A 26684-nucleotide genomic window follows, 5' to 3' on the forward strand; every position below is an offset into this window, starting at 1 on the left:
CTCCGCACCGCCGCCGCAGGCGCCGAGGCCACCGTTGCCGGCGCCGGACGGGCCGCCCGCGTCGTCCATGTTCGATACCAGCGCGCTGACGGCCCCCGCCGCGCAGACCGGGCCGTCGGCCGCTTCGCCAAAGGAGCCCGCGCCGCCGATCGAGCCCGACCCGGTCAGGACGCTGGAGCTCAAGCCGCAGATCGTCGAGCAGCTCTCGACGGTGTTCGACCCCGAGATCCCGGTCAACATCTACGAGCTCGGTCTGATCTACGACATCGCCGTCGACAAGGAGGGCCTGGCCGTCATCCAGATGACCTTGACCGCGCCCGGCTGCCCGGCGGCGGTAACCCTGCCGGCCGAGGTGCAGGGAAAGGTCCAGGGAGTCGACGGCGTCAGCGACGCCCGCGTCGACCTGGTCTGGGAGCCGCCGTGGGACAAGGACCGGATGTCCGACGCGGCGAAGCTGCAGCTCGGGATCTTCGACTGAGCCGTCGGCGCGGTCGAGCCGATCCCTCCAATGACCACCATCGCCGCGCGGTCCGACTACCGGATCGGCCGGGACAACATCCGGTTCCTCGGCCTCGACGTCCACAACCCGGTCTTCGTCGTCTCCAGCCTCACCATCATCGCGTTCGTCACCGCGGTGCTGACCTTCCGGGACGCCGCCGCGGGCGTCTTCGACGCGCTGTACGCCTGGCTCACCTCGACGTTCGACTGGGTGTTCATGGGCGCGGGGAACCTCTTCGTCCTGTTCTGCCTGCTCCTGCTGGCGACGCCGGTCGGCCGCGTGCGGCTGGGCGGTCCGGACGCCAGGCCCGACTACTCCGCCTGGTCCTGGGTCGCCATGCTGTTCGCGGCCGGGATCGGCATCGGCCTGATGTTCTTCGGCGTGGCGGAGCCGGTCGACCATTTCCGGAATCCGCCGCTCGGGGTCGACGCCGCGGACACCGCCGCCGCGCACCGGCTCGCCATTGCCTCGGCCATCTATCACTGGGGCGTGCACCCGTGGGCGATGTTCGCGGTCGTGGCGCTCGCGCTCGCCTTCGCGGCCTACAACCTGGGGTTGCCGCTGACCCTGCGGTCGGCCTTCTATCCGGTCCTGGGCGAGAGGGTCTGGGGCCGGTTCGGCCACGTCATCGACGTGCTCGCCGTGTTTGCCGCGCTCTTCGGGCTGGCCACCTCGCTCGGGCTGGGCGCCGAGCAGACAGCGGCTGGGCTGGCCCATCTGTTCGGCGTGCCGGACACCGACACGACCAGGGTGCTGGTCATCGCCGGCATCACGTCCGTCGCGCTGGCGTCAGTGGTCGCCGGGCTGGACAAGGGCGTCAAGCGCCTGAGCCAAGTCAACCTGTTCCTGGCCCTGCTGCTGCTCGCGTTCGTGCTGGCGGTAGGGCCGACCCTCGACCTGTTCGCCGGGTTCGTCGCCAGCATCGGCTACTATCTCGCGGCGATCGGACCGCTCAGCAACTGGGTGGGACGGGACGACTTCGACTTTCTGCACGGATGGACCACCTTCTTCTGGGCGTGGTGGCTCTCGTGGTCGCCCTTCGTCGGCATGTTCATCGCCCGGGTCTCGCGCGGCCGGACCGTGCGCCAGCTGGTCGGCTGCATGCTGGTCGTTCCGGTGTCGCTCTCCGCGCTCTGGATGCACGCCTTCGGGGCGACCGCGCTGTCGCACTACCTCGACGGGGGCCACACCGCGGCGGTCGATGCGGTGCAGGCCGGGCAGCCGGAGATGGCGCTGTTCAGGATGCTGGAGCTGCTGCCGCTCACCGGCGTCACGTCGACCATCGGCATCGTCCTGGTCATCGTCTTCTTCGTCACCTCCTCCGATTCCGGCTCGCTCGTGATCGACACCATCACCGCCGGCGGCAAGCTCAACGCGCCGGTCGCCCAGCGCGTCTTCTGGTGCACGTTCGAAGGGCTCGTCGCCATCACCCTGCTGGTCAGCGGCGGACTGGTGGCCCTGCAGACCGCCTCCCTCCTCACCGGCTTTCCGTTCGCGCTGGTGCTGCTCGGGATGTGCTACAGCATCTGGAAGGGCCTGCGCGCCGCCGCGGCGTAGGAGCCTGCGCCTTCGTCGCCCTTGTCCCTACTACACTGATGAGAGAAGGGAAGGCGAAGTGAACGCGTCGGACGCGCTGAGAGGAATCGTGGAGTCGGTGACGCCCCGCCTCGAGCGGCTGGCGGGCGCGGAGGTCACGGGCAGACCGGCGCCGGGGAAGTGGTCGAAAACCGAGATCCTCGGCCACCTGATCGATTCGGCGGCCAACAACCACCACCGCTTCGTTCGGGCGCAGCTCGTCGACGAGCTCGACTTCCCCAGCTACGAGCAGGACCGTTGGGTCGAGCGGCAGGACTACGCCGGCGCCGACTGGCGCGAGCAGCTGACTCTGTGGCGCGCCTACAACCTGCACCTCGCCAGGGTCATCGAGCGCATCCCGGAAGCCGCCCTGAACAGACGCTGCCGCCTCGGAACCGAAGGCGTCATGACGCTGGACGAGATCGTGGAGGGGTACCTGATCCACCTGCGGCACCACCTCGGACAGTTGCTGCCGGACCTCGAGGCGTCGGCCGAGGACTAACGGGTGTTGCGCGCCGACCTGGAGTCGCCGGACAAGGCGGCGCTGGCGTACCGCGACTTCGTCCGCGCCGCCGTTCGGCGCTGCGTGCTGGAGTGGAAGACGTTTCGGCCGGACGACGTCAGGGCCATGGCCGTGGAGGCCGGTATTCCAGAGGCCGACTGGCAGGGGGGCGTCGACTACGTCGGGTAAGAAATCCGCGGCCTCCACGAAGGCAACGCCATCCGCTACCGGCTACGGCCCGAGGACCTGGCCGGCCTCACCCGCTCCTGAGAAGCCTCGCGGAAACGTGGCACGCCGCACTCGCTGGCGGGCTGGGACATCCCGTGTTCATCCCATGTGCACAGCATGCACTGGCTACTGTGACCTCAACGCGCGCCGCTTGACGCGCCTGGTCACGACGCCGTCCGCGTCCTCTCCGTAAACCCCTGCAATCACAACCGTGGACGGCGCCGGGTTCGGCCTCCCGGAGCGATGGCATTCCGTGTGCAGGAACTCCTCATCAACGGGAGCGTCACGGATCGTCCGCGGGCGTGGCTCTCCACTGCCGAAGGGAGGAGTAGGATGCAGATCGGCGGCATCGTTCGAGGTGGGGTCATTCTGATTTCGGTGGCGGGGTTCCTGGACGGATCCGCCGCCGTCGCGCAGTCGTTGCCGGCCGACGGACCGGCGTCGCCGGCCGCGGGATCGCTGCGTCTCGCCCGCGTCCCGGTCGAACCGCCCGGCGGGCGCATGGAGTCGGGCGCACAGCGTGACCAGGAACCGCAAGCGACCTACTTCGATGGAGGGGGCCTCCATCTCGCCCTTGGCGCTACGTCGTTCTGGCAGCGGCCGACCGCCCAGCCGGAAGCGGCGACATTCCTGTCCGCGGGCCTGCATCTCGGCAGTGCTCTGGCCGTCGTCGGCGAACTGGGAAGGGGGTGGAGGGCGAGCGGCCGCCTGCAGACGCCGGGCGGAGCCGGACCCGCGTCGGCGTGTTCCGACATCCACGCGGGGTTCCACACCTTCATGGGAGGCGTGCAGTACCGCCTGTCGCGCGCCCGGCGCAGCACACGGTTCGTCCAGGTCCTCGCCGGCCGCGCGTCATTCGCCGGAACGGCCGGGGAAGCCGACAACGGCGGCGCGTACTCGCGTTGCTTCGATTCCTTCTCGTCCGGATTGGCCCTGGCCGCTGGCGGCGGGGTGGACTTTCATCTCACCGATCGACTCGCGCTCCGCGTCGCGGCGGCCTACCGGCGCCTCAGCCTTCCATCGCTCGACGGGACGGAGCGCGTTTTCATGAGGAACGACGCGGACCGGCATCTGGGCATGGTGCGGGTCGCGGTGGGGTTCGTCCTCGGCATCTGAGCCGACTTCGTCAGTGGCTGGCTCCGGGGGGACAGACGCGCGGCCACAGTCTCGGGACGGGAGGCGCGCGCAACGATTGCGAAAGGAGGGATGCGGTGATGCTCAGCCCGGATCTGGTTGGCTTCGTCAAGGAAGGTTTGGGGCGGGGACTTTCGCGCGACGAGATCGAGGACATTCTCGTTCGTGCGGGCTGGCCCGCGGATCAGGTCCGGCGGGCGCTGGTCGGATTCGCCGACGTCGAGTCTCCGATCCCGGTTCCGCGACCCGTCGTCTCGACCCGGCCGCGCGAGGCCTTCCTGTATGTCGTGATGTTCATGGCGTTGTTCGTCAGCGCCTTCAACCTGGGGGTGGTGCTGTTCGCACTGGTCGATCTGGCTCTACCCGATCCCGCCGGCGTGCCGTCGGAGGTAATCCGCGCGGCGCTCCGGTTGTCGGTGTCGGCGCTCGTCGTGGCGAGTCCGGTGTTCGCCTGCGTCACCCGGATCGTCCGGCGCGGCGTCGAGGCGCAGCCGAGCGCCCGCACGTCGCGGATCCGGCTGCAGCTCACCTACGTGACGCTGTTCGTCGCCTCCTGCGTGCTGGTGGGCGCGGTCACCGTCCTCCTCTACAGCTTCCTGGGCGGCGAGCTGACGGCGCGATTCGTGCTGAAGGCGCTGACCGTGACCGCGATAGCGGGCGGGGCGTTCAGCTACTACCTCCGCGACCTGCGCGAGGCGGAGCGCGATCCCCGCGACACACGCGTTCCACGCCGTCGCGACCCCCTTCCCGCGATCGGCGCCGCGACGGTGGCCGTCGCGGTAGTCTCCGGGTTGGTCGCACTGGGCTCGCCGGCCGGCCAGCGTCGCGAGCGGCTGGACGCGCGCCGCGCCCAGGACCTGCGGGTGATCGCTCGGGCCGTAGATCGCTACGAGGCGACGCACGAGCGGCTGCCCGCGACGCTCGACGAGCTGCAGCGCGGCTCCGACGTCCAGGTAGCCATCACGGACCCGGTAACGCGCGACCCGTACGGCTACGAGACAGGGGAGGGAACCGCGTACGAGCTGTGCGCGGTCTTCGAGCTGGCTACCACCACCGACGAGCGCGAGTTGCGCAGGGGGCGGCCGTTCTCGAGACACGAGGCGGGCCGGCACTGCTTCCCGCTTCGGGCCGAGCGGGACCGTCTTGATCCGGCCGCCTCGAGATGATTACGGCAGCGCGAACGCCAGCACGGTGCTGCTCGCGATCACCGCGGCAACGGCGTTACGGACGAAGCTCCCGGCCCAACCGCTCCAGCCTGCGGGCGCCGGCGAGGATGCCGTGCAGCCCGTAGTTCCCCTCGTGGCAGGCGTACTCGAAGAGCGGCCCGTCGGTGCGCCGGAACGGCATCATCACCGTGTAGGGCGCGGTGTAGACCGTCAGGTCGTTCACCGTGTACTCGTAGGCCACGGTGTCGGGATCGATCCGCGTCAAGCGCTCGATCAGGTGCATGTTCGTCGATGACAGGCTGCTGCTCCCGCCGGCGAACTGGGCGGTCTCGATGACGAGGGTCTCGCCCTCCCAGTGGGCGCGGGAGACGCCGCTGCGCTGCGGGAACGGCGGCTTGGCGGTGTCGTCGATCGGGATGATCCGGGCGTTGTGCACCATCTCGTTCAGGATCGCCACGTAGCCGGGCGCCTGGAAGATCATCACGTTGTTGTTGTAGGTGCCCGACGTCATCGGCGGGCCCGCGTTGAAGCCCATGATGCAGCGGTCGAACATGCTCCGGTTCTCGTAGGAGTCGTACATGTGCTCGCGCCGGTACGCCGCCCGCTCGCGACCGCGCGCGATGGCCTCCTCCGTGCGGGGCGGCCGCCGTCCGTTCGGCGGATCGACGATCAGCGAGGTCCGCTTGTCGGAGGTCAGCTCGATGCCCCGCTCGTACCAGAACTCGTTGTACGACAGCACGCCGCCCTCGGACCGCGGCCGGTAGAAGAGTGCGCCCTTCTCCGGGTCGAAGAGGTCACGGTTGCGGCGGATGCGCTCCGACGCTTCGAACTGCGCCGCCTCCTCCGCGCCGAGCGTCTCCACGCCCTCGAACTGCTGCGGTCGCTCCAGCGGCGTCAGCGTGCGGAAGGTGAAGATGCCCGAGACGTCCGGCTGGCCGTCGGGCGTGCGCAACGGCATCGTCCGGTCGCCCGTCTGGGCCAGCACGGCCGGCGCGGCCAGGGCGAGGAGGAGCAGCACGGTGCAGAGGGCGGCGAAGGTCTTTCTCGGCATGGTCGGTCTCGTCTTCTCGTGCGTGTCGATGAGGAGCGCGGGATATTGCCGACGGGTTGCCCCGCAGGATCCGAAACAGCTTACATCAGGCGGAAGCCCCCATCGTTGCGGGTCATTCCGCCGCCGGCCTGCGGTCGAAGGCGAAGGACCGGATCGAGCCCGGGAGAGCCTGCGGTGTCGCCGCCGTGTTCGACGCCAATCGAGTCGTCGTCGGAACGAGACACGCCGTGTACCGTATGGCCAATACGTACGTCAGGTCGCGCAAGAGGAAACTGCGGAATGGAACCGATCATCGACCATATCGAGATTACCGTGCGCGACATGCGCGTCGCTGCGCCGTTCTACGACAAGCTGCTTCCGCTCCTGGGCTTCGATCTCAAGAACCGGAACAGCGCCGTGCTGGACGATCACGAGCTGCACGTCGTCGAGTACCTGCACCCGCGGTTGGGGTTCGCCATCAATTCGCCGAGGAGCGCTTTTCGGACCGATGCGGTCAATCGCCGCAGGCCCGGCGCGCTGCATCACCTTGCATTCAGGGCGAAGTCCCGCGCCGAGGTCGATCGGCTGCACCGCGAGGTGTCGACGATCGGAGCCGAGATCGTGAGCCCGCCGCGGGAGTACCCGGAGTACGTGCCGCCGGGCTACTATGCGCTCTTCTTCAAGGACCTCGAGGGCATCAAGTACGAGATCGTCCACACGCCGTAGCGGTCGGGATCCGGGACTGACGCCTCTGCGGCGCAGACTCCTAGCGGGCGCCGCCCCCGCCGGTGGTGGTGTCCAACGAGAACGGATCCGGGCCGCGCCCTTCGGCGAACGCCTGCTCCATCATCCGGTGGCCGATGAACATCGCCGGCAATCCGTAGTTCCCCTCGTGGCACCGCGGCTCGTAGTAGATCCGGTTCTGCAGGTCGCTCTGGCGCCGCAGCTCCTGCCGGACCGTCCACGGCGCCGTCCAGACGGTCGGATCCTCGATGGTCGCCTCGTAGACGAGCGTGTCGGCGTCGACCACGGTGTACCGCTCGACGAGCCTCCGGTTCTCGGACGAGGCGCGATACGGGAACTTCGGGGAGAAGTTGGTGGTCTCGATGACCAGCGTGTCGCCCTCCCAGCGCCCCCGCGAGTCGCCGTGGCGAAGACGGACCCGGCTCGGCGGATGGTCGCCGCCCAGATTGACGACGCGCTGGAAGCCCTGGCCCTGCCCGACGTCGTAGGCGATCGCCAGGGCGCCCTCGCCCTGGGTGATGCGCCGGTGCCCGTTGAAGTCGGGCGTGGCGCCCAGCATGCACCGGTCGCCGAGGCTCTGGTCTTCGGGCCCGTCGTGGCGGTTCATCCGCAGCGTGTTGTAGAAGGGCGGGATGTCGAACCGGCGCGGCGACACCGGCCCGTATTCCCCGCCCTCGCAGCCCGGCGCCTGCTGCTCGCAGGTCGGCGTGTTCCGCATCAGCATCGTCCGCCAGTCGCGCTTGACGTCCTCCTGCCGCTGCGCCTCCGGGGTCAGGGCCGGGATGCGCCCGTTCGGGGGATCGACGACGAGCGACGTGCGCGGACCCGCCGGCTTCGCCGAGCTGAAGACCGCGTTGTAGGCCCCGGACACGTCCTGCGCGCTCCCGCGCGGACCGCGGATGTTGCGCCCCGGGTCGAACCGGCGCGCGTCATCGCGGGCAGCGCGCTCTTCCGCGGTCGCGAATTCCCGATCGCCCAGCTCGGGCGCCCGTTCGAAGGGCGTGTCCCAGACGTCGAGCCAGATCCCATCGAGAGCCGGATGTCCCCACTCGGTCCTGCCGATCTCCTGCCCCGCCACCGGAGCGGCGGCGAGCTGGAAAACCACCAGGACGGCGGCCAGCGCCATCGCGACACGGAATGAATCGAGCAGTCGTCGCTGCATGTCCCGACCTCCTCGAATGCCGCTCGGCAACCCGCGCACTCGACGCGGGCCATGCGGGAAAGTTGACCCGACCATCATAGTGCGCGGCTACTGGTTGGACAACGGCCTTCCGTGTGCGCGGCGCGGTGCGTCCCCTCCGTGGAAAGGCTTGGCGTACACTCGCAGCACCCATGCCGCAGCTCGAGCACATCGACGCCATCGAACGGCGCCTCTGGAGCGCCGCCGACACGCTGCGCGCGAACTCGAAGTACGCGGGTGCTGAGCACCGCCCTCGGTCTTCCATTACGAGTTCGAGTTCATCCATCCCTTCGAGGACGGCAACGGTCGCCTGGGCCGGCTCTGGCAGACGCTGATCCTGACTCGCTGGAAGCCGCTGTTCGCTCATGTGCCCGTCGAGAGCCTCGTCCGTGCCCGCCAGAGCGACTACTACGAAGCCATCCGGCGGAGCTCGGCGGAAGGCGAAAGCACGGCGTTCGTCGCCTTCATGCTGGAGACGATTCTTGCAGCCGTGCGGACCCCCCATGTGGCCCCCCAGGTTGCGCGTCTGCTTTCCGTGCTGGACGGCGAGATGTCGCTGCGGGAAATCCTGCACGCGCTCGGGCTCCGCGACCGCAAGTCGCTGCGGCAACGATACCTGTTGCCCGCGTTGCAGGGCGGCTGCGTGGAGATGACCCGTCCCGACGCGCCCAGCGCCAGGAATCAGAAGTACCGGCTGACACCGCTGGGGCAGCGTGTGCGGTCGGAAGCGGGCTGAGTCGACCGCGTTGCGGCGGCCTGAACGCTGCGCCGTGCCCCGAATCGGGCACGAGTCGAAAAGGACTCCGGGCCAGGGTCGAGGCGAGAAGTCAGGGCGGGAGTCGTTCTACAGCGGCTCCACCGTCACGTCGCTGATAGCCACGTGCGACAGCAGCCGCATGCTGTTGACCACGTAGTCGGGCGTCAGGGTGTCGACCGGCACCTTCCCGCCGTCGACGGCGTAGTTGTCCTGGTCGGAGAAGAGCACGCCGCCGATCCGATCGAACGCCGTCGCCCGGCGGAAGCGGAGTCCGTTGTCGAAGTCGTAGCCGAACTGCTCGATGCGGCCCGTCTCCGGGTCGAACCAGAAAGTGTAGGCGTCGTCCGCGTCGTTGCTCGTGCCGGGGGTGAACGACACCTTCATGCGGTGCAGGTCGCGGCCGTTCCAGCGGTCGAGGCCTAGGTCCTCGAAGTGGATGTCGCCCCCCTTCAGGGTGTAGGGCAGCAGGGGGAAGAAGACGCGCGCATTGGCGAAAGCGGTGGCGCGCCGCTCGCCCTCGGCGTCCAGCTCGACCTCTTCGCCGCCGCGCCACTCGGTGACGCCGTCGTTGTTCAGGCGCACGCGGCGCTCCGGCCGGTCGCCGCGGGCCGGGTCGGTCACGGTGAACTCGAACTCGCCCCCGTTGCGGGTCGCTTCTATGTCGAAGCTCCCCGACAGCGACGTGATCGTCATCGTCATCCGCGAGCTCTCGTAGAGGTCGCCGCCGTGGTACGCGATGGACTGCGCGACGATAGCGGGCAGGTCTGCGTCGGGTGCGGCGGCTCCCCCACAGGCAGCCGAGACGGCGACGGCGCTGGCGAGTGCTCCGGCGATGGCATGGCGTGCGTGCATGGCGACTTCCTTCAGTCTGACCGGTTCATTGCGTCTTCACCACAGTTTACCGCGGTCGTCGGCGCGCGTTTGCCGGCCAGCGGCGCGACGATCGTCAGCGGGAGCCTGCCGCCGGCGGCGTCGTTCGCCGGTATCGCAGCTCGCGGAGCGAACAGCCGGCGCGTTCCAGAAGGATCCGCGTCTCGCCGTCGGCACGGAAGCCCATCGAATGGAAGAACTGCCGCGCCGTCTCGTTCGACTCCAGCTCCCAGAGCTCCACCCCGGTGAAACCTCGGGCCCCGGCGTCCGCCAGCGACCGCTCGCACAGCAGCCGGCCTGCGCCTCGACGCCAATGCGAGGGGTGCACGAAGAGCGCCCAGATTTCGCCGGTCGCGCCCGCCGCGCGGACGCCGGGCGCCGAACGCAGCGTGCAGAACCCCACCACCGCGGAGCCGTCGCAGGCCACGAGGGTGGTGCTGACCCGGGGTCGCTCGAGGCATCGTCTCCACCCGGGAACGCGGGGCGCCACCTCCGGAGGGTCCAGGACGAGATGCGCGATCCGATCGGGAATCAGCGGTCGATAGGAAGCCTGCAGGCCGGCGGTGTGCACCGTCGCAATGGCCTCGGCATCGGCGACGTCGGCGCTGCGGATCGTGACGCTCATTCGGCATCCTGCATTTCTTGCGCAGACGATGCGCCACATGGTGAGCCGCCGAGCAAGGTCTTCGGCGGACGGGGTTCAGCGCCGCTCTCGGAGGCGTTCCCGAATCGCTTCCCGCCTCTCCTCCTGAAGCTCCTCGTACGCCTCGAGCTGCGCGTCGGTCAGCACGTCGTCGAGTGCGTCCATGGCTCGCTCCTGCACGCCATCGAGATCGCGACGCAGCCGGCGGGCCCGGAAGAACCCGAGTCGGCCGGTGGATTCCGAACCGTTCCGCAGGTCGATCCCGTATTCGCGGAGCACCTCGAGCCGGGCCTCGAACGCGGCCTGGAGGATCGGTCCGACCCGCTCGACCTGGGCATCGGTCAGGCCGAGCCGGGTGCGGGTTGCCTGGAACTGGAGCCGAAACTGTTCGACCGCCTCCGCCCCACCCGCCTGCGGTGAAGGCGCCGTCGGCTCCCTCTCCGCCGCGAGCGCCGCGGAGCAGGCGATTGCCGCGACGATGATGATCGCCACGCTGGCCCTGGTACTCATGACCTCAGGGTACCATACGGCCGCAGCCGAACCGTCTGCTTGCGCCATCATCGATAATCACCGGATGCCCGACCGCGTTCGTGTCTTCGGCCCGGCCACCGCCTCCAACCTCGGTCCCGGCTTCGACGTGCTGGGTCTGGCCCTCGAACGCCCCGGCGACCTCGTCGAGGCCGAGTTCCGCGACGAGCCGGGCGTGGAGATCGTCGAGGTGACCGGCGCCGACTCGCTCAACACCAACCCGCGCGAGAACGTGGTCGGCATCGCCGCCGCCGCGGCGCTCGAACTGTTGCGGGCCGCTGACCGCGGCGTCCGTCTGTGGTTGCACAAGCGGATGCCCCTCGGCAGCGGTCTCGGCAGCTCGGCCGCCAGCAGTGTCGGAGGCGCCGTGGCGGTCGATGCGTTGTTCGGCGGCGTGCTCTCGACCGACGACCTCGTTGCCTGCGCCCTGCGCGGGGAGGCGGCGGCTTCCGGCACCGCGCACGCCGACAACGTGGCGCCCAGCGTGCTAGGCGGCATCGTCCTCATCCGCGCCGCCGACCCGTTGGACCTGATCCGGCTGCCGGTGCCCGAACCCCTCCGCGTCGTGCTCGTCCACCCCCACGCGCAGGTGCTCACCGCCGAGGCGCGGCGGCTGGTGGCCGAGCGGCGGTTCACCATCGGGCAGGCGGTCGCCAATCTCGGCAACGTCGCGGCGCTGGTCACGGCGCTGCACAGCGGGGACCTGGCCCTGCTTGGCCGCAGCATCCAGGATGCGCTGGTGGAGCCGGTTCGTGCGCCCCTCGTGCCTGCCTTCGACGAGGTCAAGCGGGCCGCGCTCGACGCCGGCGCGCTCGGTTGCTCCATTTCCGGCTCGGGGCCGAGCGTGCTCGCCTTCGCCGACTCGGATGCCATGGCCGCGGCCGTGGCCGACGCGATGCAGGCGACGTTCGCGGCGGCCGGTCTCGAGAGCGACCGCTACGTCGGGCCGGTCAACACCGCCGGCGCTTGCGTCCTGGCGTGAGTAGGTATACTCATCAGTATGAGTACACGCCTGCAGATCGTCATGTCCGAAGCCGAGGTGGCGTCGTTGCGCCAGGTTGCCCGTCGCGCCGGGTTGACCGTGAGCGAATGGGCGCGGCGAGCGCTGCGTGCGGCGCGCAATGCTCAGGCCGTTCCGAGCCCGGCAAGCAAGCTGCAGGCGCTCGAGCGTGCCCTGGGCTGCAATCATCCCACCGGCGACATCGACGAGATGCTCTCCGACATCGAGCGCGGCCGTGATCTTCGTTGACTCCAACGTGCCGATGTACCTGGTAGGTGCGCACCACCCGAATCGGGACCGGGTCGCGGAGTTCCTCGGGGCGCACGCCGCCAGCGACTACGTCACGAGTGCGGAGGTGTATCAGGAGATCGTGCACCACTACGTTGCCGTCGATCGGCGCGCCGCGATTGCAGACGCATTTCGGCTTCTCGACGATCTGGTGACCACGGTATTCCCGATCGTCCGTGAAGACGTTTCCGTTGCGCACACGATCGCCAACGAGCAGCACGCACTCTCGGCGCGTGACTGCCTTCACTTGGCTGTCATGGAGCGTCGAGGGGTGAAGACGGCGCTGACCTGCGACACGGCGTTCGCGCTCAGGCCCGGGATCGAGTGCGTCCCGTAGTTTGCGAGCGGCCCGCAGGCCTCGGTCGGTACCGCCGGCGCACGGGAGGTGCAGGCGGGGAGCGCCGTCAAGGCGCCGTCGACGGTGATTCGCCGCGCCGCGGCCGCTGCAGCGCCAGGAAGAAGGCCGCCGACATGCCCGCCGCGCCGAACAGCATGCACATCACCATGATCTGGTAGCGCACCGCTATCAGCGGGGAGACGCCCGACAGGATCTGGCCGGTCATCATCCCCGGCAGCGACACGAGGCCGACGGCGAAGAGCGTGTTGACCTGCGGGATCAGTGCGGAGCGCATGGCGATGGGGCGTGCGTCGACGTACGGCGCCCCGCGGGCGAGCTCGGCGTCGAGCCGCTCTGCCGACAGGCTGACCGCGTTCATCGAGGCGGCGAACACCATGCCGCCCAGCGGTATCAGGACCGTCGGGTCGTGCCACGGCTCGGCCGCGAGGACGCCCTGCGTGACGAGGGCGAGGGTGGACAGGCCGCTGGCGCAGATTGCGGCCAGGGCCTGCGGGTAGACCGCCCTGCGGCGGCGCGCCACCGGCCGCAAGGAGATCCAGCCCGCCGCGGCGAGCATCACCGTCAGCGTGCCGAGCACGACCGCCGGGTGGCTCGTGCCGAAGATGAACGTCAGTACGTAGCCCACCAGCGCGAGCTGCGCCACCATGCGTCCGATGCCGTACAGCGCGGCGCCGGCGCCGGCCGACCAGCGGTGGAGGATGGCGAGCACCACCAGCGCCGGCAGCAGGGAGAGACTGAGGTTCGTGAGCGGAATCGCGTCGACGGAGCCGGTCATGTTGCCGTGGAGCATACCGCGGGGTGGTGGCTCGCGGCCGGCTCTCTCGGGGTGGCCGTCCGGGCGATACGACCGGGCGGGGCGGGCAGCCGGGGGGAGAACCCAGGGGAGAACCCGGCCGTTGGGAACAGGAGCCCGAGCGGGAGCGGCGCGCCGCGCCCCGCCCGGGCCGGAGCTCTATTCCGCGTTGACTGCCGGCGCCGGGTCCGACGACGGCCCGGGCGGCGGTGAGGGCGGCGCGGCCACCGGAATCACCGTCGCCTCCGGCATGATGAACCAGGCCAGCGCGTAGGCGAAGATGCCGCAGATCACGAAGCCGGGGAAGATGGAGAGCAGGACCCACAGGATGCGTACCGCCGTGACGTCGACGGTGAAGTACTCGGCCAGGCCGCCGCAAACGCCTGCCACCGTGACGTTGTCGGCCGACCGCTGCATGCGCCTGCGCCCGACGATGATGGGCTCGGAGGCGGGCTCCGCTTCCGGCACGATGATCCAGGCGACGACGTAGGCGAGCACGCCGAGCAGGATGGTGCCGGGCACGATGGACAGGATGACCCAGGCCACGCGGATGAAGACCGGATCGGTGTCGAGATACCGCGCGATGCCGCCGCAGATGCCGGCGAGCTTGCGGTCGACCTGCGAACGCCGCAACGGCTTCGGAAACAGGCTGGCCTGTGCACGCTGGCGCCGGCCGCAGAACTGGCAGTAGGACGCGTCGTCCGGAATCTCGCGCTGGCAACTCGTGCAGATCATGTCGGCCTCTCCTGTCTCGCGGTTCGCTTCCCGGCCGCGGGTCGCAACGGCGCGCGCTGAAGGCGGTCGCCGCCCGCCCCGCGGTACATGGAGATACGCAGACGCCTGCCGAGGGTTCCCGGTGCGGTCGTGCTCAATCGGTCTCGGGCGGGAAGACGGTCGCCCGCCAGCCGGCGAGCAGGTGGACGACGTCCGCGCGGCCTGCCGGCGCCAGCATCAGGAACCGCTCGCCGCCGGGTGCGGCGTCGTAGGCCGGCAGGTTTCCCAGGGGATCGCGGACATGCGTGCCGTCGAAGAGGTGCTCCGGGTCGCCGCCGGGCCGGCCGGCGTCGTCGATCGCGACCCGGTGGAGGCTTCGTCCGCGGCGGTAGAACAGCGCGCCGCCCGACTTGTCCCAGACCGGTTCCGTCCCTCCGAACGGCGTGATCCGCATGGCCGGGCCGTCCGCGGGCGCGTCCGCGGGACGGATGAACACCTGGTCGCCGTCGCGGCCGGCGACGTCGGACACGTACGCGATCCAGCGGCCGTCCGGCGAGAACGCCGGCGCCCGTTCGTTGGCGTCGGTCGCCAGCCACGGCATCGCCTCCTCGCCGGCGCCGTCGGGCCAGGTCCAGATGTCGCGGAGACGGTCGGGGCGCAGCTCGTGGAAGGCGAGCGTGCGCCCGTCCGGCGACCACGATCCCGGCGTGCGCTGGTCGCCGCCGACCAGGGGGCCGGAGACGTCGCGGCGCCGCACGCCGAGGCGGAAGAGCCGCTGCAGCCCGGTGCGCGACGAGGCGAACGTCAGCGTCGCGCCGTCGGGTGACCAGACGGGGGAGTGGTTGTCGCCCGCCTCCGCGGTCACCTGCCGGCGGCCGCCGCCCGCGAGGTCGAGCAGCCAGAGGTCGCGGCGCAGGAAAGCGGTGACCGCGCTGAACGCCACCCGCCGGCCGTCCGGAGAGATCCGCGGCGTCTGATGCCGCGCCGCAACGCCGTCGAGCGGCTCGGAGCGACCGCTCCGATCGACCCACACCAGGCGGTTGTCCCCCCCGGTCGCCGGCGGGGGGACGAAGAACAGCGTGCCGTCGCGGGCGGCCGCAAACCGCGACCGGCCCAGACCGCGGCGGCTTGCGGCGTTGCCCGCGGCGCCCCGCAGCACCGGCCGGGGGGATGGGGTCCCGCGTGTCTCCTCATCCGCGTCGAGCGCGATGGGGGCGGCGAAGATCTCGCCGCGGCGCACGAAGACGACGAACGACGGCTCGACGAACCAGCCGCCGCCGTCGGCGAGGAGCAACGGGCGCGTCTCGCCCGTCTCGCGGTCGAGCAGGCTCAGACGGGGGTCTCGCCCACGCCGCGCGGTGGTGAACAGGATCCGCCGCTCGTCGATCACGTGGGGCCAACCGTGCGCGGTCTCCTCGCCGTCGGCGTCGACGACGGTCAGTGCGACGGGCTCGCCCCCCGCTGCCGCCACCTGCTGCAGGCCGGCGTTGCCCGGGCCGCCGAATACGATCCGGCCGCCGGCGTCCCATGCCCCGCCGGCCGGCTCGCCGGGCACGCGCACGACGTCGGTGGTCGCTCCCGCGTCGTCGTCGAACCCCCGTTCATCTCCGTCGGGCATGCGTTCGTAGCCGTCGAGCGACACCGTGCGCAGCCATCCGTCCGCGAAGTAGCCGACGGCCGCGCCGTCCGGCGAAAAGAAGGGTTGCCTCGCGCCTTCCGTGCCCGGCACCGCCTCCGTCCCGAACCGATCCAGCCGGCGCGCGTAGAGGCGGGTGCGGCCGCCGGCGACCGCCGTGTAGGCGATGCGGCGCGCGTCGGGCGAGACCGCGACGTCCAGCAGCTCGCGGCCCGGCGGAATAGTGATCGACAGCGCCTGACGGGCCGGGGGCTCCGGCCGAGGCGCGAGGTGGCGCGACGTCGCGAGTCCGCCCAGGGCGGCTCCGGCCAGGCCGGCCAGCGCCATGAGACCGAGAGCGGCTCGGCGCGGCATCCGACGTCAGGGCTCCCTATCCGGGTAGCCGGCGCGAGCCTGCTCCAGGTCGTGCGCGATCTGCCGCGCGAGGGCGGCCGGCGCCGTGACCCGCACGCCGGGTCCGAAGCTCAGGATCCAGCTTCGGAGCGCACCGTCGTTGCAGACGTCCATCGTGACCGCGACCGATCCGTCCTCCCCCGGCTCGACCGTTTGCGAGGAATGCCAGATGCGTTCCTGCACGTAGGGGGCCAGATCCGGCGCGAACTCCAGCTCGACCCGCTCGGGAGCCCCCTGATGGATGCCGAGCGAGTGCGGAAACGCGGCCTCGGCCAGTTCCTCGACAGGCTCGAAGGTCTCGTTCAGCGGGGTCAGGCTCCGTATGCGCTCGACCGCGAACGTGCGCACCTGCTCGTAGCGCGGCACGTAGGCGAAGAGATAGAGCCCGCCCTCGGCGTACACCAGCCGGTAGGGATCGAGGCGGTACGACTTCTCGCGCCGGCTGGAGCGGGAGTGGTACAGCATGTCCAGCCGCCGCTGGTGCAGCAGCGCGTCGAGCAGCCGGCCGATCGTCTCCCGCTGCCGCCGGTCGTCGAGCCGTCGCGCGGGCGGGGCCTTGGCCTGGATCACGTCCGGCAGGCGATCGAGGAACTGCCGCATGCGCGGGCCGAGCGCGGCCTCCAGCTTGGCGAATGCGCTTCGCAGATCCTGCCCGAACGGCGGCACGGCGAAGCACTCGACGAGCGTGCGGCTGAAATAGAGGGCCGACAGCTCCGCGAGGGTGAATGCCGTGTCGTCGAGGCGCCTGAACGGGCGGGTGTCGAGCTTCCACCGTTTCGCCACGTCGTCCGCCACGTCGTAGAGCGGGAAGCCTGCCTCCTGCAGCGCTTCGAGGTCCCGGCGAATCGTGCGCGTCGTCACCCCGGTCGTCTCGGCGAGCCGGCGGATGGTGGCGCCGCGCGAGGCCTCGAGCTCACGCAGGATGGTCCACTGGCGGATGACTTCGGCGTTGCGCGGCAACCACGCCCTCCCTGCCTCCGTATCAATCATAAAGGCGGCGAAACGCGGCGCCGAAAAAAGTACCGAGGGGTGTGACCTGACCTGTCACGCACGCGCGCTACGCTGGGTTCATCCGGGAAGACAGCCCTCGCGTGAAGGGTTGGACCGGGTTGCATCGGCATCCGGGGAGGCGGCGCTGTCAACGGGGGGCGTTCCGGCGCGGCAAGACGCGGCGGCGCGGACGGTCGAAGGGGTACGACGATGGCGGAACACCGGAACGAGACGGCGACACAGCTCGATTTGACCTATGATGGGTCATGGCCGGTTGCGGTCAGACCCCTCGCCAAGCCGCGTCGCGGCGCCACTCGACTCTGCGTGGTCTGCGGGCGGATGCCGGCGCATCTGACGATAGAACGCGCGTCCGGGCAGCGGCCGGCGCGGCTTTGTCTGCGGTGCCACCACGCGGTCATGCGGCAGCGGCGAATGGCGCGCGCCGGTCTCGATCCGGCCGGCGCGGTTCGGCCGCAGGGGGGGCTGATCGTATCGCGGGAGAACAGGCTCTCGGCCGAGGCCCTGTATCGGAAGTTGTCCACATCGCGCCGGCGCGCCCAGAAGGCCGCCCGCGTCGCGCTAGGGGCAGGTTGAGGGGCGATCCGGTCGACAAGACGGCGGACGTACGCATATCGGTGGAGGTGTTCGGAATGGTGAATCTGGACATGTCGGCAGACGTCGATCGGCGGAAGGGATCGAAGCGACGAACGCCACGGCCGGAGGCGTTGTGCCGCCGATGCGGCAAACGCGAGGCGGTGTCCTCGCGGTCCACCCGGAAGCGCCGGGTCAACCTGCGCCGGCGTCACGATCTCTGTCTCCAGTGCCGGCGTGCGCTGCGCGATGCCACGCGAAACCCCATGCTCTAGCTGTGCTCAGGTGCTGACCGCTTGCCGCCGTCCTCGCGTCTCACGATCCTGACTACCCCGGCGGCGGAGACCCGCATCAAGGCCGCGGCCGATGCGCTTCGGCGCGGCCTTGGTCGTGGCGAGGTGTTGCTCGTCGGCGAGACCCGGGAAGCGGTCGACGATCTGGCGCGCGACCTTGCGGCGGAAGCCGGCGCGACGTTCGGACTGCATCGGTTCAGCCTGCGGCAGCTCGCGGCGAGCATCGCGACCGTCGACCTCGCCCGCCGCGGACTCGCTCCGGCGAGCGGTCTGGCGACGGAGGCGGTGGCGGCGCACGCCACCTTCGAGGAGTCGAAGCTCGAGGCGCTCGATTACCTGCAGCCGATTGCCGACTTCCGCTCTTTCGGCCGGACGCTGGCGGCGACCCTGCGTGATCTGCGCCAAGCGGACACCGACGTCGATCACGCGCGGCAGCTCGACCGGAGCGGTCCGGACGTCGCGCGGCTCGCGCGGCGCTACACCCGGCTTCTCGACGACGCGGGGCTCGTGGACGGCGCCGCACTCTGTCGCACCGCGGCGAGGGTCCTGCGGGAGGGCGCCGAAGGGATCGAGGGCGCGCCGCTCGGCGGTGTGCTCGTCCTGCTCGACCTCGCCGTCACCGACGAGGCGACGCTCGACGTCGTGGCGGCTCTCGCCGGGCGGGCCGGAGAAACGCTGGCGACCGTGCCGGCGGGCGACGATCGGACGCTCGCGGCGCTGCGACGCCTGCCGGGGGCGGTGGAGACCACGGCCCCGGTGTGCGAGCCGGCCGAGGACCCGCTGGATCGCGTCCGGCGCTTCCTGTTCGCGTCCGACGATCCGCCGCCCGCCGGCGCCGCGGCGGACTCGCCGGCCCTCACCTTCTTCTCGGCTCCCGGCGAGGGGCGCGAGGCGGTCGAGATCGCACGCTCCATCCTGGCGGAAGCGGCCCGCGGCGTGCCCTTCGATCGGATGGCGGTGCTGCTGCGGTCGCCCGGCGTGTACGCCGGACTGCTCGAGACGGCGCTCGACCGCGCCGGTATCGGGTCGTGGTTCGCCAGGGGCACCCGCGTCCCCGATCCTGCCGGACGCGCATTCCTGGCGCTGCTTGCCTGCGCCGCGGAACGCCTCTCCGCCCGGCGCTTCTCGGAATACCTCTCCCTCGGACAGGTGCCCCGGCTCGACGCCGGCGGCGGGCCGCCGGGTGATCGGGGCCGTTGGGTACCGCCCGACAGCGCTCCCGAGGCGACCCCGGGTCCGGCGCAGGCGTCGCTTTTCGACTTCCTCGCGGAACCCGCGGCCGGCGTGGATGACCCCGGGCAGGATCGACCCGACGGCGACGACGAGCCGGTCCTCGCGGGAACGCTTCGCGCGCCGGCCCGCTGGGAGCGGTTGCTGGTCGAATCGTCGGTGGTCGGCGGCCGGGATCGCTGGGAGCGGCGGCTGAACGGGCTGGCGCACGAATTGGGCTTGAAGCTGGCGGAGCAGCGGGCCGAGGATCCGGAATCACCGCGCGTGGCCGGCCTCGAACGCGACCGTGCGAATCTGGAGCATCTCCGGCGTTTCGCGCTCCCGGTGATCGAGCGGCTGGCGCGGTTTCCGGCCGAGGCGCTCTGGGGTGAATGGCTCGACCACCTGGAGGAACTGGCGCCGATGGTGCTGGCCAATCCCGACCGCGTGCTGGCCGTGCTGGGCGATCTGCGGCCGATGGCGCAAGTCGGGCCGGCGCCGCTCGGCGATGTTCGCGACGTGCTCCACGAGCGCCTGACGGAGCTGCGGGCCGATCCGCCGGCGCAGCGTTTCGGCCGCGTTTTCGTCGGCGGTCCCGAGCAGGCGCGGGGCCGGCGCTTCGCGGTGGTGTTCGTTCCCGGCCTCGCCGAACGGGTCTTTCCCCACAGGCCGCGACAGGATCCGCTGCTGCTCGACGACCTCCGGGCCGCGATCAACGCCGCGGCAGCCGGACCGCCGCGGCTCGGACTGCCCGACCGGCACGATCTCAACGCCCGGGAGAAACTGCTGCTGCGCCTGGCCGTCGGCGCCGCGACCGAGCGCATCCATTTCTCGTATCCGCGCCTGGAGGTCGGCAGGGCCCGCCCGCGCGTGCCGTCCTTCTACGCGCTGGACGTGGAGCGGGCGCGCACCGGCCGCATTCCCGACTTCCGCGAGGTGGAGCGGCGGGCGTTCCGGCAGGCGGAGGCGCGATTGGCGTGGCCCGCGCCGCTGGATCCGGACCACGCCATCGACGACGTGGAGCACGACCTGGCCGTGCTCCGAGAGCTGTTCGCGCCGGAACGAGGCAAGGAAGAGGTCGCCGGGCGGGCACGCTACCTGTTTCGCCTCAATCCGGGGCTGCGGCGCGCGCTGGCCGCGCGCTGGGCCCGGTGGAAGCGCGCCTGGTCGCGCCACGACGGGCTTTGCGAGATCGACGACGCCACGAAGGAAATGCTCGCCGCCCACCGGCTCGATGCCCGACCCTACTCGCCGTCTGCGCTGCAGTCCTTCGCGGTCTGCCCGTACAAGTTCCTGCTCTCGTCGGTGCACCGGCTGCGCCCTCGGGAGGAGGTCGAGCCGCCTCTGGAACACCTGGATCCGCTTACCCGCGGCCGTCTGTTTCACGAGGTGCAGGCGGATCTGGTCAGGACGCTGGAACGTCGGGCGGACCTGCCCGTGACCGCCGCGCGGGTCCCCGCCGCGGAGGCGGTCGTCGACGAGGTGCTCGATCGCGTGGCGGCCGACTATGCCGAGCGGCTCGCGCCGGCGATCGAGCGCGTGTGGCGGGACGAGATCGAGGCGCTGCGCGGCGATCTCAAGGGCTGGGTGCGGCACGTCGCGAACGAGGACGGCGAGTGGATGCCGATGCACGCGGAGCTCGGTTTCGGACTGCCGCCCGGGGACGGGCGCGATCCGGAGAGCGCGCCGGAGCCGGTGCGGGTCGACGGCCGCTGGCTTCTGCGCGGGGTCGTGGACCTGATCGAAGCCAGGGCGAGACCGACGGCGCGGGGCGAGCTGCGCGTGACGGATCACAAGACCGGCCGGAACCGGACGCGGGAGGGGATGGTGGTCGGAGGCGGCGAGACGTTGCAGCCGGTTCTCTACGGGCTGGCCGTGGAGGGGACGCTGGGCCGGCCCGTGCACGAATCGCGGCTGTCGTTCTGCACCGCGGCGGGCCGCTACGAGCAGCGCGTCGTCACGCTGGACGACGGCGCGCGCCGCGCCGGGACCGAGGTCCTGGAGATCGTGGATCGGGCGGTCGAGGCCGGCACGCTGCTGCCGGCGCCTCGTCAGGGAGCGTGCCGGTGGTGCGACTTCCAGGTCGTGTGCGGGCCCTGGGAAGAACAGCGCACGGCGGGCAAGCACCGGCCGTCGCCCGGACCCCGGCGCGGCGGAGGCGAAGCCGGCGCGGCGGCGTCTCTATTGGCGGACCTGACGACGTTGCGGGAGCTGCCGTGAGGAGGCGCCACACCGCGGGGGCGGCCGGCGCGGCGGGATGGGAGCGGGGAGCGCGATGAGCGAGCCGCCGCTGGCAGACGCCGACGCCCGGGAGCGGATCCGACAGTCGCTCGGCGAGTCGCTCGTCGTGGAGGCGGCCGCCGGCACCGGCAAGACCAGCGCGCTGGTCGGTCGCATCGTCGAGGTGCTGGCTCGCGGCGACGCCGCGGTCGACCGGATCCTGGCCGTCACGTTTACCGAGAAGGCCGCCGGCGAGCTGAAGCTCCGGTTGCGCGAAGGGCTCGAGCGGGCGCGGCAGTCCGGCCCCGGGACCGGAGCCGAGTCCGGCGCGGCGGGCGCTGCGGACGGCGCCGCGGCGCATCTCGACCACGCCATCGCGCACCTGGAAGAGGCGCAGGTCAGCACGATCCACGGGTTCTGCGCGGACCTGCTGCGCGAGCGGCCGGTCGAGGCGGGAGTGGATCCGGGCTTCGAGGTCCTGGACGACCGGGCCGCCCAGCGGATCTTCCGGCAGGCCTTCGAAACGTGGCTGCACGGCGCCCTCGACGACCAGCCGCCGGGCGTCCGCCGGGCCCTGCGCCGCCGGTCCACGCTGTTCCGGTTCGAGGAGTCTCCGGCCGCGGACGCGGGGCCCACCGACCGGCTGCGCCGCGCCGCCTGGCAGCTTGCGGAGTGGCGCGACTTCACCCGGCCCTGGCGCCGGGAGAGCTTCCCCCGGGAGGCCATCGTCGACCAGGTGATGGCGCACCTGAAGGAGTTCGCCGAGCTGACGGACAAGGCCGCCGACCGCCGCGGCGACCGCCTGTTTCTGGCCACGCAGCCCGCCCGCGCCCTCGTGCAGGCGATTCAGGCGACCGACGCCGTCCGCCCGCGCCGGCGGGACTACGACGGCATCGAGGCGCAGCTCGTCGAGCTGGCCGCGAACCGGGACTTCACGCAGCCCCGGCGGGGCGCCGGCACCCAGTACGGCGGCAGCGTCACCCGCGCCCACGTCCTGGACCGGCACGCCAAGATGGTTGACGTCCTGGAACGGTTTGCGAAGGTGGCGGACGCCGATCTGGCGGCGCATCTGCAGGCGGAGCTGCGCGATCCCATCGAGCGCTACGACCGGCTGAAGATCGAGGCGGGTCGCCTCGACTTCGTCGATCTGCTGCTGAAGGCGCGGGACCTGATCCGCGACCACGACGGCGTCCGCCGCGACGCGCAGCAACGCTACGCGCGCATCTTCGTGGACGAGTTCCAGGACACCGATCCGCTGCAGGCCGAGATCCTGCTGCTGCTGGCGTCGGGCGATCCCGACGAGCGCGACTGGCGCGAGGTGACGCCCGGGCCGGGCAAGCTCTTCCTGGTTGGGGACCCCAAGCAGTCGATCTACCGCTTCCGGCGCGCCGACGTCGGCGTCTACCGGCAGGTGACCGAGCAGCTCGGCCGGCGCGGCGTGGCGAGCATCGCGCTGTCCACGAGCTTTCGTGCCGTGCCGGCCATCCAGCGCCTGGTCAACCGCGCTTTCGCGCCGCTGATGGGCTCGGCCGAGGACGCGGCGGCGGCCGCGTCACGCCCGGGCTACGTCCCGCTCGCTCCGCACCGCGCGGACGAGCCGTCGCAGCCGGCGGTGGTGGCGCTGCCGGTCCCGAGTCCGTACGGTTTCCGGGGCCGCATGACCGGGAGGGCCATCGAGGCGTCCCTTCCCGACGCCGTCGGTGCGTTCGTCGACTGGGTGGTGCGCGAGAGCGGGTGGACGGTGACGGAGCGGACGGCGGGACCGGCCGCCGAGGGTGGCGCGCCGGCGCGTGTACCCGTCGAGCCGCGCCACGTCGCCGTCCTGTTCCGCCGCTTCGACAGTTGGGGCGCCGACGTGACGCGGCCCTACGTCGACGCGCTCGAAGCGCGCGGCATCCGGCATCTGCTGGTCGGAGGCCGGTCGTTCCACGACCGCGAAGAAGTGGGCGCCCTGCGGGCGGCGCTGGCCGCGATCGAGTGGCCCGACGACGAGCTCTCCGTGTTCGCGACGCTCCGCGGTCCGCTGTTCGCGGTCGACGACGAAACGCTCTTCGCCTACCGGCACCGCTTCCGGCGCCTCCATCCGTTCCGGATCCCCGCCGAGGCGGCGGCCGGAGAGGGGGACGGCGCGGATCGCTTCCTTCCCATCACGGACGCCCTCGATCTGCTGAGCCGGCTCCACCGGCAGCGCAACGACGTGCCGATCGCCCGAACCATCGGGCAGCTTCTGGAGGAGACTCGCGCCCACGCCGCGTTCGTGATGCAGCGGGCCGGGGAGCAGGTGCTCGCCAACGTGCTCCAGATCGGCGAGATGGCGCGTGACTACGAGGCGGGCGGCGGGCTCTCGTTCCGCGGGTTCATCGAGCATCTGCGGGACGAGGCGGCCGAACGCCAGGCGGGCGAGGCGCCGATCCTCGAAGAGGGCAGCGACGGCGTACGGATCATGACCGTGCACGGGGCCAAGGGTCTGGAGTTTCCGGTGGTCATCCTGGGCGACCCGACCGCGCGGCTCTACCGGACGACGGCCGGCCGCTTCATCGACTCGGAGAAGGGTCTGTGCGCGCTCCGGCTCGCGGGCTGGTCGCCGCTCGACCTGCTCGATCACCAGCAGGAGGAGATCGAGCGCGACCGCGAGGAGGGGGTGCGTCTGGCCTACGTGGCCGCGACCCGCGCGCGCGATCTGCTGGTGGTGCCGGCGGTGGGCGATGCCCCGGAGCTGGACGACTGGATCGGCCCCGGCGGCGAGCCCGACGCCGGTCCCCGCCACCCCCTGCGCAGCGCGTGGGCGAGTCCTCTCTATGCGGCCGTCTATCCGCCGCTGCAGGGCCGGCGCAATCCACGGTCGGCGCCGGGGTGTCCGCGCTTCGGCCGCGATTCCGTGCTTGACCGGTCGGACGGTGATCCGGCCGGCAACGACACGGTGGCGCCGGGCCTGCATACGTTCCGGGACGTGGGGGGAGATCCCGGCGCCGGCCGGAACAGCCGTGCGGCCGCGGACAACGTGGTTCCGTTCCGCAGCCCGGCGGCGTCCGCGACGGGATCGGAAGATGCCGGCCATGGGGTCGTCTGGTGGGACCCGCACCAGCTCGCGCTCGGCGCCGGGGCGCCGGTGGGCATACGCCGGGAGGAGCTGCTGTCGAAGGATGCCCCGGACGCGGCGGTCGAGGCGGATCTCGAACGCTACCGGACGTGGCGGCGGCGCCGCGAGGGCACCGTCGAGCGGGCCGCCCGCCCGAGTCTCGTGCTGGCGACGGCGACCGAGCGGGCGCGCGCCGGGACCGCGGCGCGGACCGGCCGCACCGGGCCACCGGCCGGCGGCCCCGCGCTTCCAGGTGCTGGCGGGGGCAGTGGCGCAGGGCCGGAAGCCGCGCCGCACGCCGTGACCGTGGTGGAGCTCGAACGCGCGGTGGCGCGGCCGGCCGGCAAGCGCTTCGGCTCGCTCGTCCACGCCGTGCTCGCCAGCGTGCCGCTCGACGTGCCGGCCGGCGGCCAGGCGCCGGTGAAGGAGATCGCCCGGTTGCACGGCCGGGTGTTGGGCGCGGCGGATGAAGAGGTCGCCGCCGCGGCCGAGGTGGCGCGGCGCGTGCTGTCTCACCCGCTCCTGGCGCGCGCGCGCGCCGCCGCGCGGCGCGGAGACTGCCGCCGCGAGGCGCCGGTGAGCATGCGGACAGCCGACGGCGCCCTGGTCGAGGGGGTGGTCGACGTGGCCTTTCGGGAGGACGGGGCGTGGACCGTCGTCGACTACAAGACGGATCGGGATCTGGAGGCAGCGGACGGCGCCATCGACGTCTACCGCCGCCAGGTCGCCCTCTACGCGGAGATGATCACGCGCGCCACCGGTGCCCCGGCGAGCGCAGTATTGATGCAAGTGTAGGATCGGACCTGTGGCGGACATGGGCGCGGGAGGAAGCCGGTGAGTCCCAACGCGAAGAAGCGGGCGGCGCGCAGCCGGGCGGGTCGGACGGCGGGGAGGCCTGATGCCGGCGGCCGGACCGCCGCGCGGAGGTCGAGGTCGCTGCTCCTGGCACTCGGACTGGTTGCTCTGGCGGCTGGCGGCTGGGCGTTCCTGGCCTCGGGCCCGACCGAGATGACCGCCGCGCAACCGGCCGCCGTCGTCCCGTCGCTCTCGGTGAACGTCCACCGCGCGTTTCCGCACGACACCAGCGCCTACACGCAAGGCCTGCTGTGGTGGGACGGCAGGCTCTACGAGAGCACCGGCCAGTACGGGAGCTCCGACCTGCGGCGGATCGATCCGGCGACCGGCGCAGTCGAGCAGGAAGTCGACATCTCGCCCGCGTACTTCGGCGAGGGGCTCGCCCGGGTCGACGACCGCCTGATCATGCTGACGTGGAAGGCGCAGCGGGCTTTCGTCTTCGGTCTCGAACGATTCGACGAGCAGCGAACGTTTCGCTACGAGGGCGAGGGTTGGGGATTGTGCAACGACGGCAGCCGGCTGGTCATGAGCAACGGCTCCAACCGCCTGACGTTTCGTGACCTCCGGACGTTCGAGGTGCTCGGCGACGTCCCGGTCACGTTGCGCGGTTTCCCGCTCACGCAGCTAAACGAGCTCGAGTGCGTCGGCGGCGCCGTCTACGCCAACGTCTACCAGACGGACTTCCTGGTCCGCATCGACCCGGATACCGGACGCGTGACCCACTACATCGACGCGGCGGGACTCCTGACGCGGGAGGAAGCGCGCGGGGTCGACGTGCTCAACGGCATCGCGTTCGACCCCGGCGCCGAGACCTTCTACATCACCGGCAAGCTGTGGCCGAAGATGTTCGAGGTGACGTTCGAGTAGGACGCGCTGCGGCCTCCGATTGCGCTCCAGCCGGGCCTGACGGGCGGTCGTCCCGTTCTGCGGCGGTATCTTGATCGCTAGCGGGGAACGGGCGTCCGACCTCCGCCGCCGCTGCTGCTCCCGCCACCGCCGCTGCTGCTCCCGCCACCGCTGCTGCTCCCGCCGCCACCGCCGCGAGAGAAACCGCCGGTGGAGGTCACGCGGCCGCTCCGCCCGGAACGGGTCGAGCCACCCCCTCCTCCGCCCGACGAGGCGGCACTCGCTCCGCCGCTGTCCCTGGGCACCGGGGCTCGCTCGCTGACGCGCGTGTAGCCGACGCCGTTGACGGCCCGCGCTCCGGTCTCCGCATCGTCCGTGCCGTCGATCAACGCGCCCCGGCGGCCCCAGCCGTTGTAGTAGTAGGGGTCGTACCAGTACGAGTTCCGCCACGTGTTGTACCCGTACATCCCCAGATAGGAATAGCCGAACGGCGCCCAGTAGTTGTCGGCGTAGCCCATTCGCGACCAGGGGCTGCCGAACCCGCCGCCACCCCAGCCGAGGCC

At 71.4% G+C, this 26684-nt stretch carries 22 protein-coding genes and 1 pseudogene; 14 read left to right on the forward strand and 9 right to left on the reverse strand.

Going from position 1 to position 26684, the window contains the following annotated elements:
• Nucleotides 1–67 precede the first annotated feature (67 nt).
• From F4X11_14895 to F4X11_14920, 6 genes are all read left to right on the forward strand, one after another.
• Complete coding sequence (locus tag F4X11_14895) at nucleotides 68–478, forward strand: DUF59 domain-containing protein (GenBank protein MYN66296.1); 411 nt, start codon at nucleotides 68–70, stop codon at nucleotides 476–478.
• A 30-nt stretch (nucleotides 479–508) separates the two neighbouring features.
• Entirely contained in the window at nucleotides 509–2056 is a 1548-nt protein-coding gene (locus tag F4X11_14900) for a BCCT family transporter (protein MYN66297.1), read from the forward strand.
• Nucleotides 2057–2060: 4 nt separating this feature from the next.
• Entirely contained in the window at nucleotides 2061–2576 is a 516-nt protein-coding gene (locus F4X11_14905; GenBank protein ID MYN66298.1) for a DinB family protein, read from the forward strand.
• 3 nt (nucleotides 2577–2579) lie between these two features.
• Complete coding sequence (locus tag F4X11_14910) at nucleotides 2580–2765, forward strand: hypothetical protein (GenBank protein MYN66299.1); 186 nt, start codon at nucleotides 2580–2582, stop codon at nucleotides 2763–2765.
• Nucleotides 2766–3137: 372 nt separating this feature from the next.
• Complete coding sequence (locus tag F4X11_14915) at nucleotides 3138–3920, forward strand: hypothetical protein (GenBank protein ID MYN66300.1); 783 nt, start codon at nucleotides 3138–3140, stop codon at nucleotides 3918–3920.
• Nucleotides 3921–4015: 95 nt separating this feature from the next.
• Nucleotides 4016–5104, forward strand: coding sequence for a hypothetical protein (locus F4X11_14920; protein ID MYN66301.1), 1089 nt, complete (start codon nucleotides 4016–4018; stop codon nucleotides 5102–5104).
• A gap of 55 nt (nucleotides 5105–5159) precedes the next feature.
• Here the strand turns inward: F4X11_14920 and F4X11_14925 are convergent, their stop codons facing one another.
• Entirely contained in the window at nucleotides 5160–6155 is a 996-nt protein-coding gene (locus F4X11_14925) for a hypothetical protein (protein ID MYN66302.1), read from the reverse strand.
• 279 nt (nucleotides 6156–6434) lie between these two features.
• Here F4X11_14925 and F4X11_14930 point away from each other — a divergent pair, with 279 nt between their 5' ends.
• Nucleotides 6435–6860 carry a glyoxalase gene (locus tag F4X11_14930; GenBank protein ID MYN66303.1) on the forward strand — a complete coding sequence of 142 codons (426 nt, stop codon included), beginning with the start codon at nucleotides 6435–6437 and terminating at the stop codon, nucleotides 6858–6860.
• 40 nt (nucleotides 6861–6900) lie between these two features.
• Here the strand turns inward: F4X11_14930 and F4X11_14935 are convergent, their stop codons facing one another.
• Entirely contained in the window at nucleotides 6901–8040 is a 1140-nt protein-coding gene (locus F4X11_14935; protein MYN66304.1) for a hypothetical protein, read from the reverse strand.
• A 170-nt stretch (nucleotides 8041–8210) separates the two neighbouring features.
• Here F4X11_14935 and F4X11_14940 point away from each other — a divergent pair, with 170 nt between their 5' ends.
• Both F4X11_14940 and F4X11_14945 read left to right on the forward strand, forming a co-directional pair.
• Nucleotides 8211–8393 carry a hypothetical protein gene (locus tag F4X11_14940; GenBank protein ID MYN66305.1) on the forward strand — a complete coding sequence of 61 codons (183 nt, stop codon included), beginning with the start codon at nucleotides 8211–8213 and terminating at the stop codon, nucleotides 8391–8393.
• Complete coding sequence (locus F4X11_14945; protein ID MYN66306.1) at nucleotides 8339–8794, forward strand: hypothetical protein; 456 nt, start codon at nucleotides 8339–8341, stop codon at nucleotides 8792–8794. The genes F4X11_14940 and F4X11_14945 overlap by 55 nt, the downstream gene beginning before the upstream one ends.
• A gap of 108 nt (nucleotides 8795–8902) precedes the next feature.
• On the opposite strand, the gene F4X11_14950 is transcribed toward F4X11_14945, so the two are convergent.
• Nucleotides 8903–9667, reverse strand: a complete 765-nt coding sequence (locus F4X11_14950; GenBank protein ID MYN66307.1) for a hypothetical protein — start codon at nucleotides 9665–9667, stop codon at nucleotides 8903–8905.
• A 94-nt stretch (nucleotides 9668–9761) separates the two neighbouring features.
• The gene (locus tag F4X11_14955; protein ID MYN66308.1) at nucleotides 9762–10349 is read right to left on the reverse strand and encodes a GNAT family N-acetyltransferase; all 588 of its coding nucleotides are present in this window, start codon (nucleotides 10347–10349) and stop codon (nucleotides 9762–9764) included.
• Nucleotides 10350–10491: 142 nt separating this feature from the next.
• On the opposite strand from F4X11_14955, the gene F4X11_14960 reads away from it, so the two are divergent.
• Nucleotides 10492–11838 (forward strand): homoserine kinase, encoded by a 1347-nt coding sequence (locus F4X11_14960; GenBank protein MYN66309.1) that lies wholly within the window; start codon nucleotides 10492–10494, stop codon nucleotides 11836–11838.
• A gap of 139 nt (nucleotides 11839–11977) precedes the next feature.
• Nucleotides 11978–12481 (forward strand): type II toxin-antitoxin system VapC family toxin, encoded by a 504-nt coding sequence (locus F4X11_14965; protein ID MYN66310.1) that lies wholly within the window; start codon nucleotides 11978–11980, stop codon nucleotides 12479–12481.
• A gap of 67 nt (nucleotides 12482–12548) precedes the next feature.
• On the opposite strand, the gene F4X11_14970 is transcribed toward F4X11_14965, so the two are convergent.
• The 4 genes from F4X11_14970 to F4X11_14985 all read right to left on the reverse strand — a co-directional run bounded on the left by F4X11_14970 (nucleotide 12549) and on the right by F4X11_14985 (nucleotide 17028).
• The gene (locus F4X11_14970) at nucleotides 12549–13277 is read right to left on the reverse strand and encodes an ABC transporter permease (protein ID MYN66311.1); all 729 of its coding nucleotides are present in this window, start codon (nucleotides 13275–13277) and stop codon (nucleotides 12549–12551) included.
• Between the two features lie 177 nt (nucleotides 13278–13454).
• Entirely contained in the window at nucleotides 13455–13943 is a 489-nt protein-coding gene (locus F4X11_14975; GenBank protein MYN66312.1) for a PspC domain-containing protein, read from the reverse strand.
• 220 nt (nucleotides 13944–14163) lie between these two features.
• Entirely contained in the window at nucleotides 14164–15999 is a 1836-nt protein-coding gene (locus F4X11_14980; protein MYN66313.1) for a hypothetical protein, read from the reverse strand.
• 6 nt (nucleotides 16000–16005) lie between these two features.
• Nucleotides 16006–17028 (reverse strand): transcriptional regulator, encoded by a 1023-nt coding sequence (locus tag F4X11_14985; protein ID MYN66314.1) that lies wholly within the window; start codon nucleotides 17026–17028, stop codon nucleotides 16006–16008.
• Nucleotides 17029–17915: 887 nt separating this feature from the next.
• Here F4X11_14985 and F4X11_14990 point away from each other — a divergent pair.
• The 3 genes from F4X11_14990 (at nucleotide 17916) to F4X11_15000 (ending at nucleotide 26142) form a co-directional block, all read left to right on the forward strand.
• Nucleotides 17916–21341 carry a PD-(D/E)XK nuclease family protein gene (locus F4X11_14990; GenBank protein ID MYN66315.1) on the forward strand — a complete coding sequence of 1142 codons (3426 nt, stop codon included), beginning with the start codon at nucleotides 17916–17918 and terminating at the stop codon, nucleotides 21339–21341.
• 37 nt (nucleotides 21342–21378) lie between these two features.
• A complete protein-coding gene (locus F4X11_14995; protein ID MYN66316.1) occupies nucleotides 21379–25215 on the forward strand; it encodes an AAA family ATPase in 3837 nt (1278 codons plus the stop codon).
• A gap of 213 nt (nucleotides 25216–25428) precedes the next feature.
• On the forward strand, nucleotides 25429–26142 hold the full coding sequence (locus F4X11_15000; protein MYN66317.1) for a glutaminyl-peptide cyclotransferase: 714 nt from the start codon (nucleotides 25429–25431) through the stop codon (nucleotides 26140–26142).
• A gap of 77 nt (nucleotides 26143–26219) precedes the next feature.
• Here the strand turns inward: F4X11_15000 and F4X11_15005 are convergent.
• A pseudogene (locus F4X11_15005) lies at nucleotides 26220–26414 on the reverse strand (hypothetical protein).
• Nucleotides 26415–26684 lie beyond the last annotated feature (270 nt).

It is taken from the genome of Acidobacteriota bacterium (assembly GCA_009861545.1).
GTDB lineage: Bacteria > Acidobacteriota > Vicinamibacteria > Vicinamibacterales > UBA8438 > WTFV01.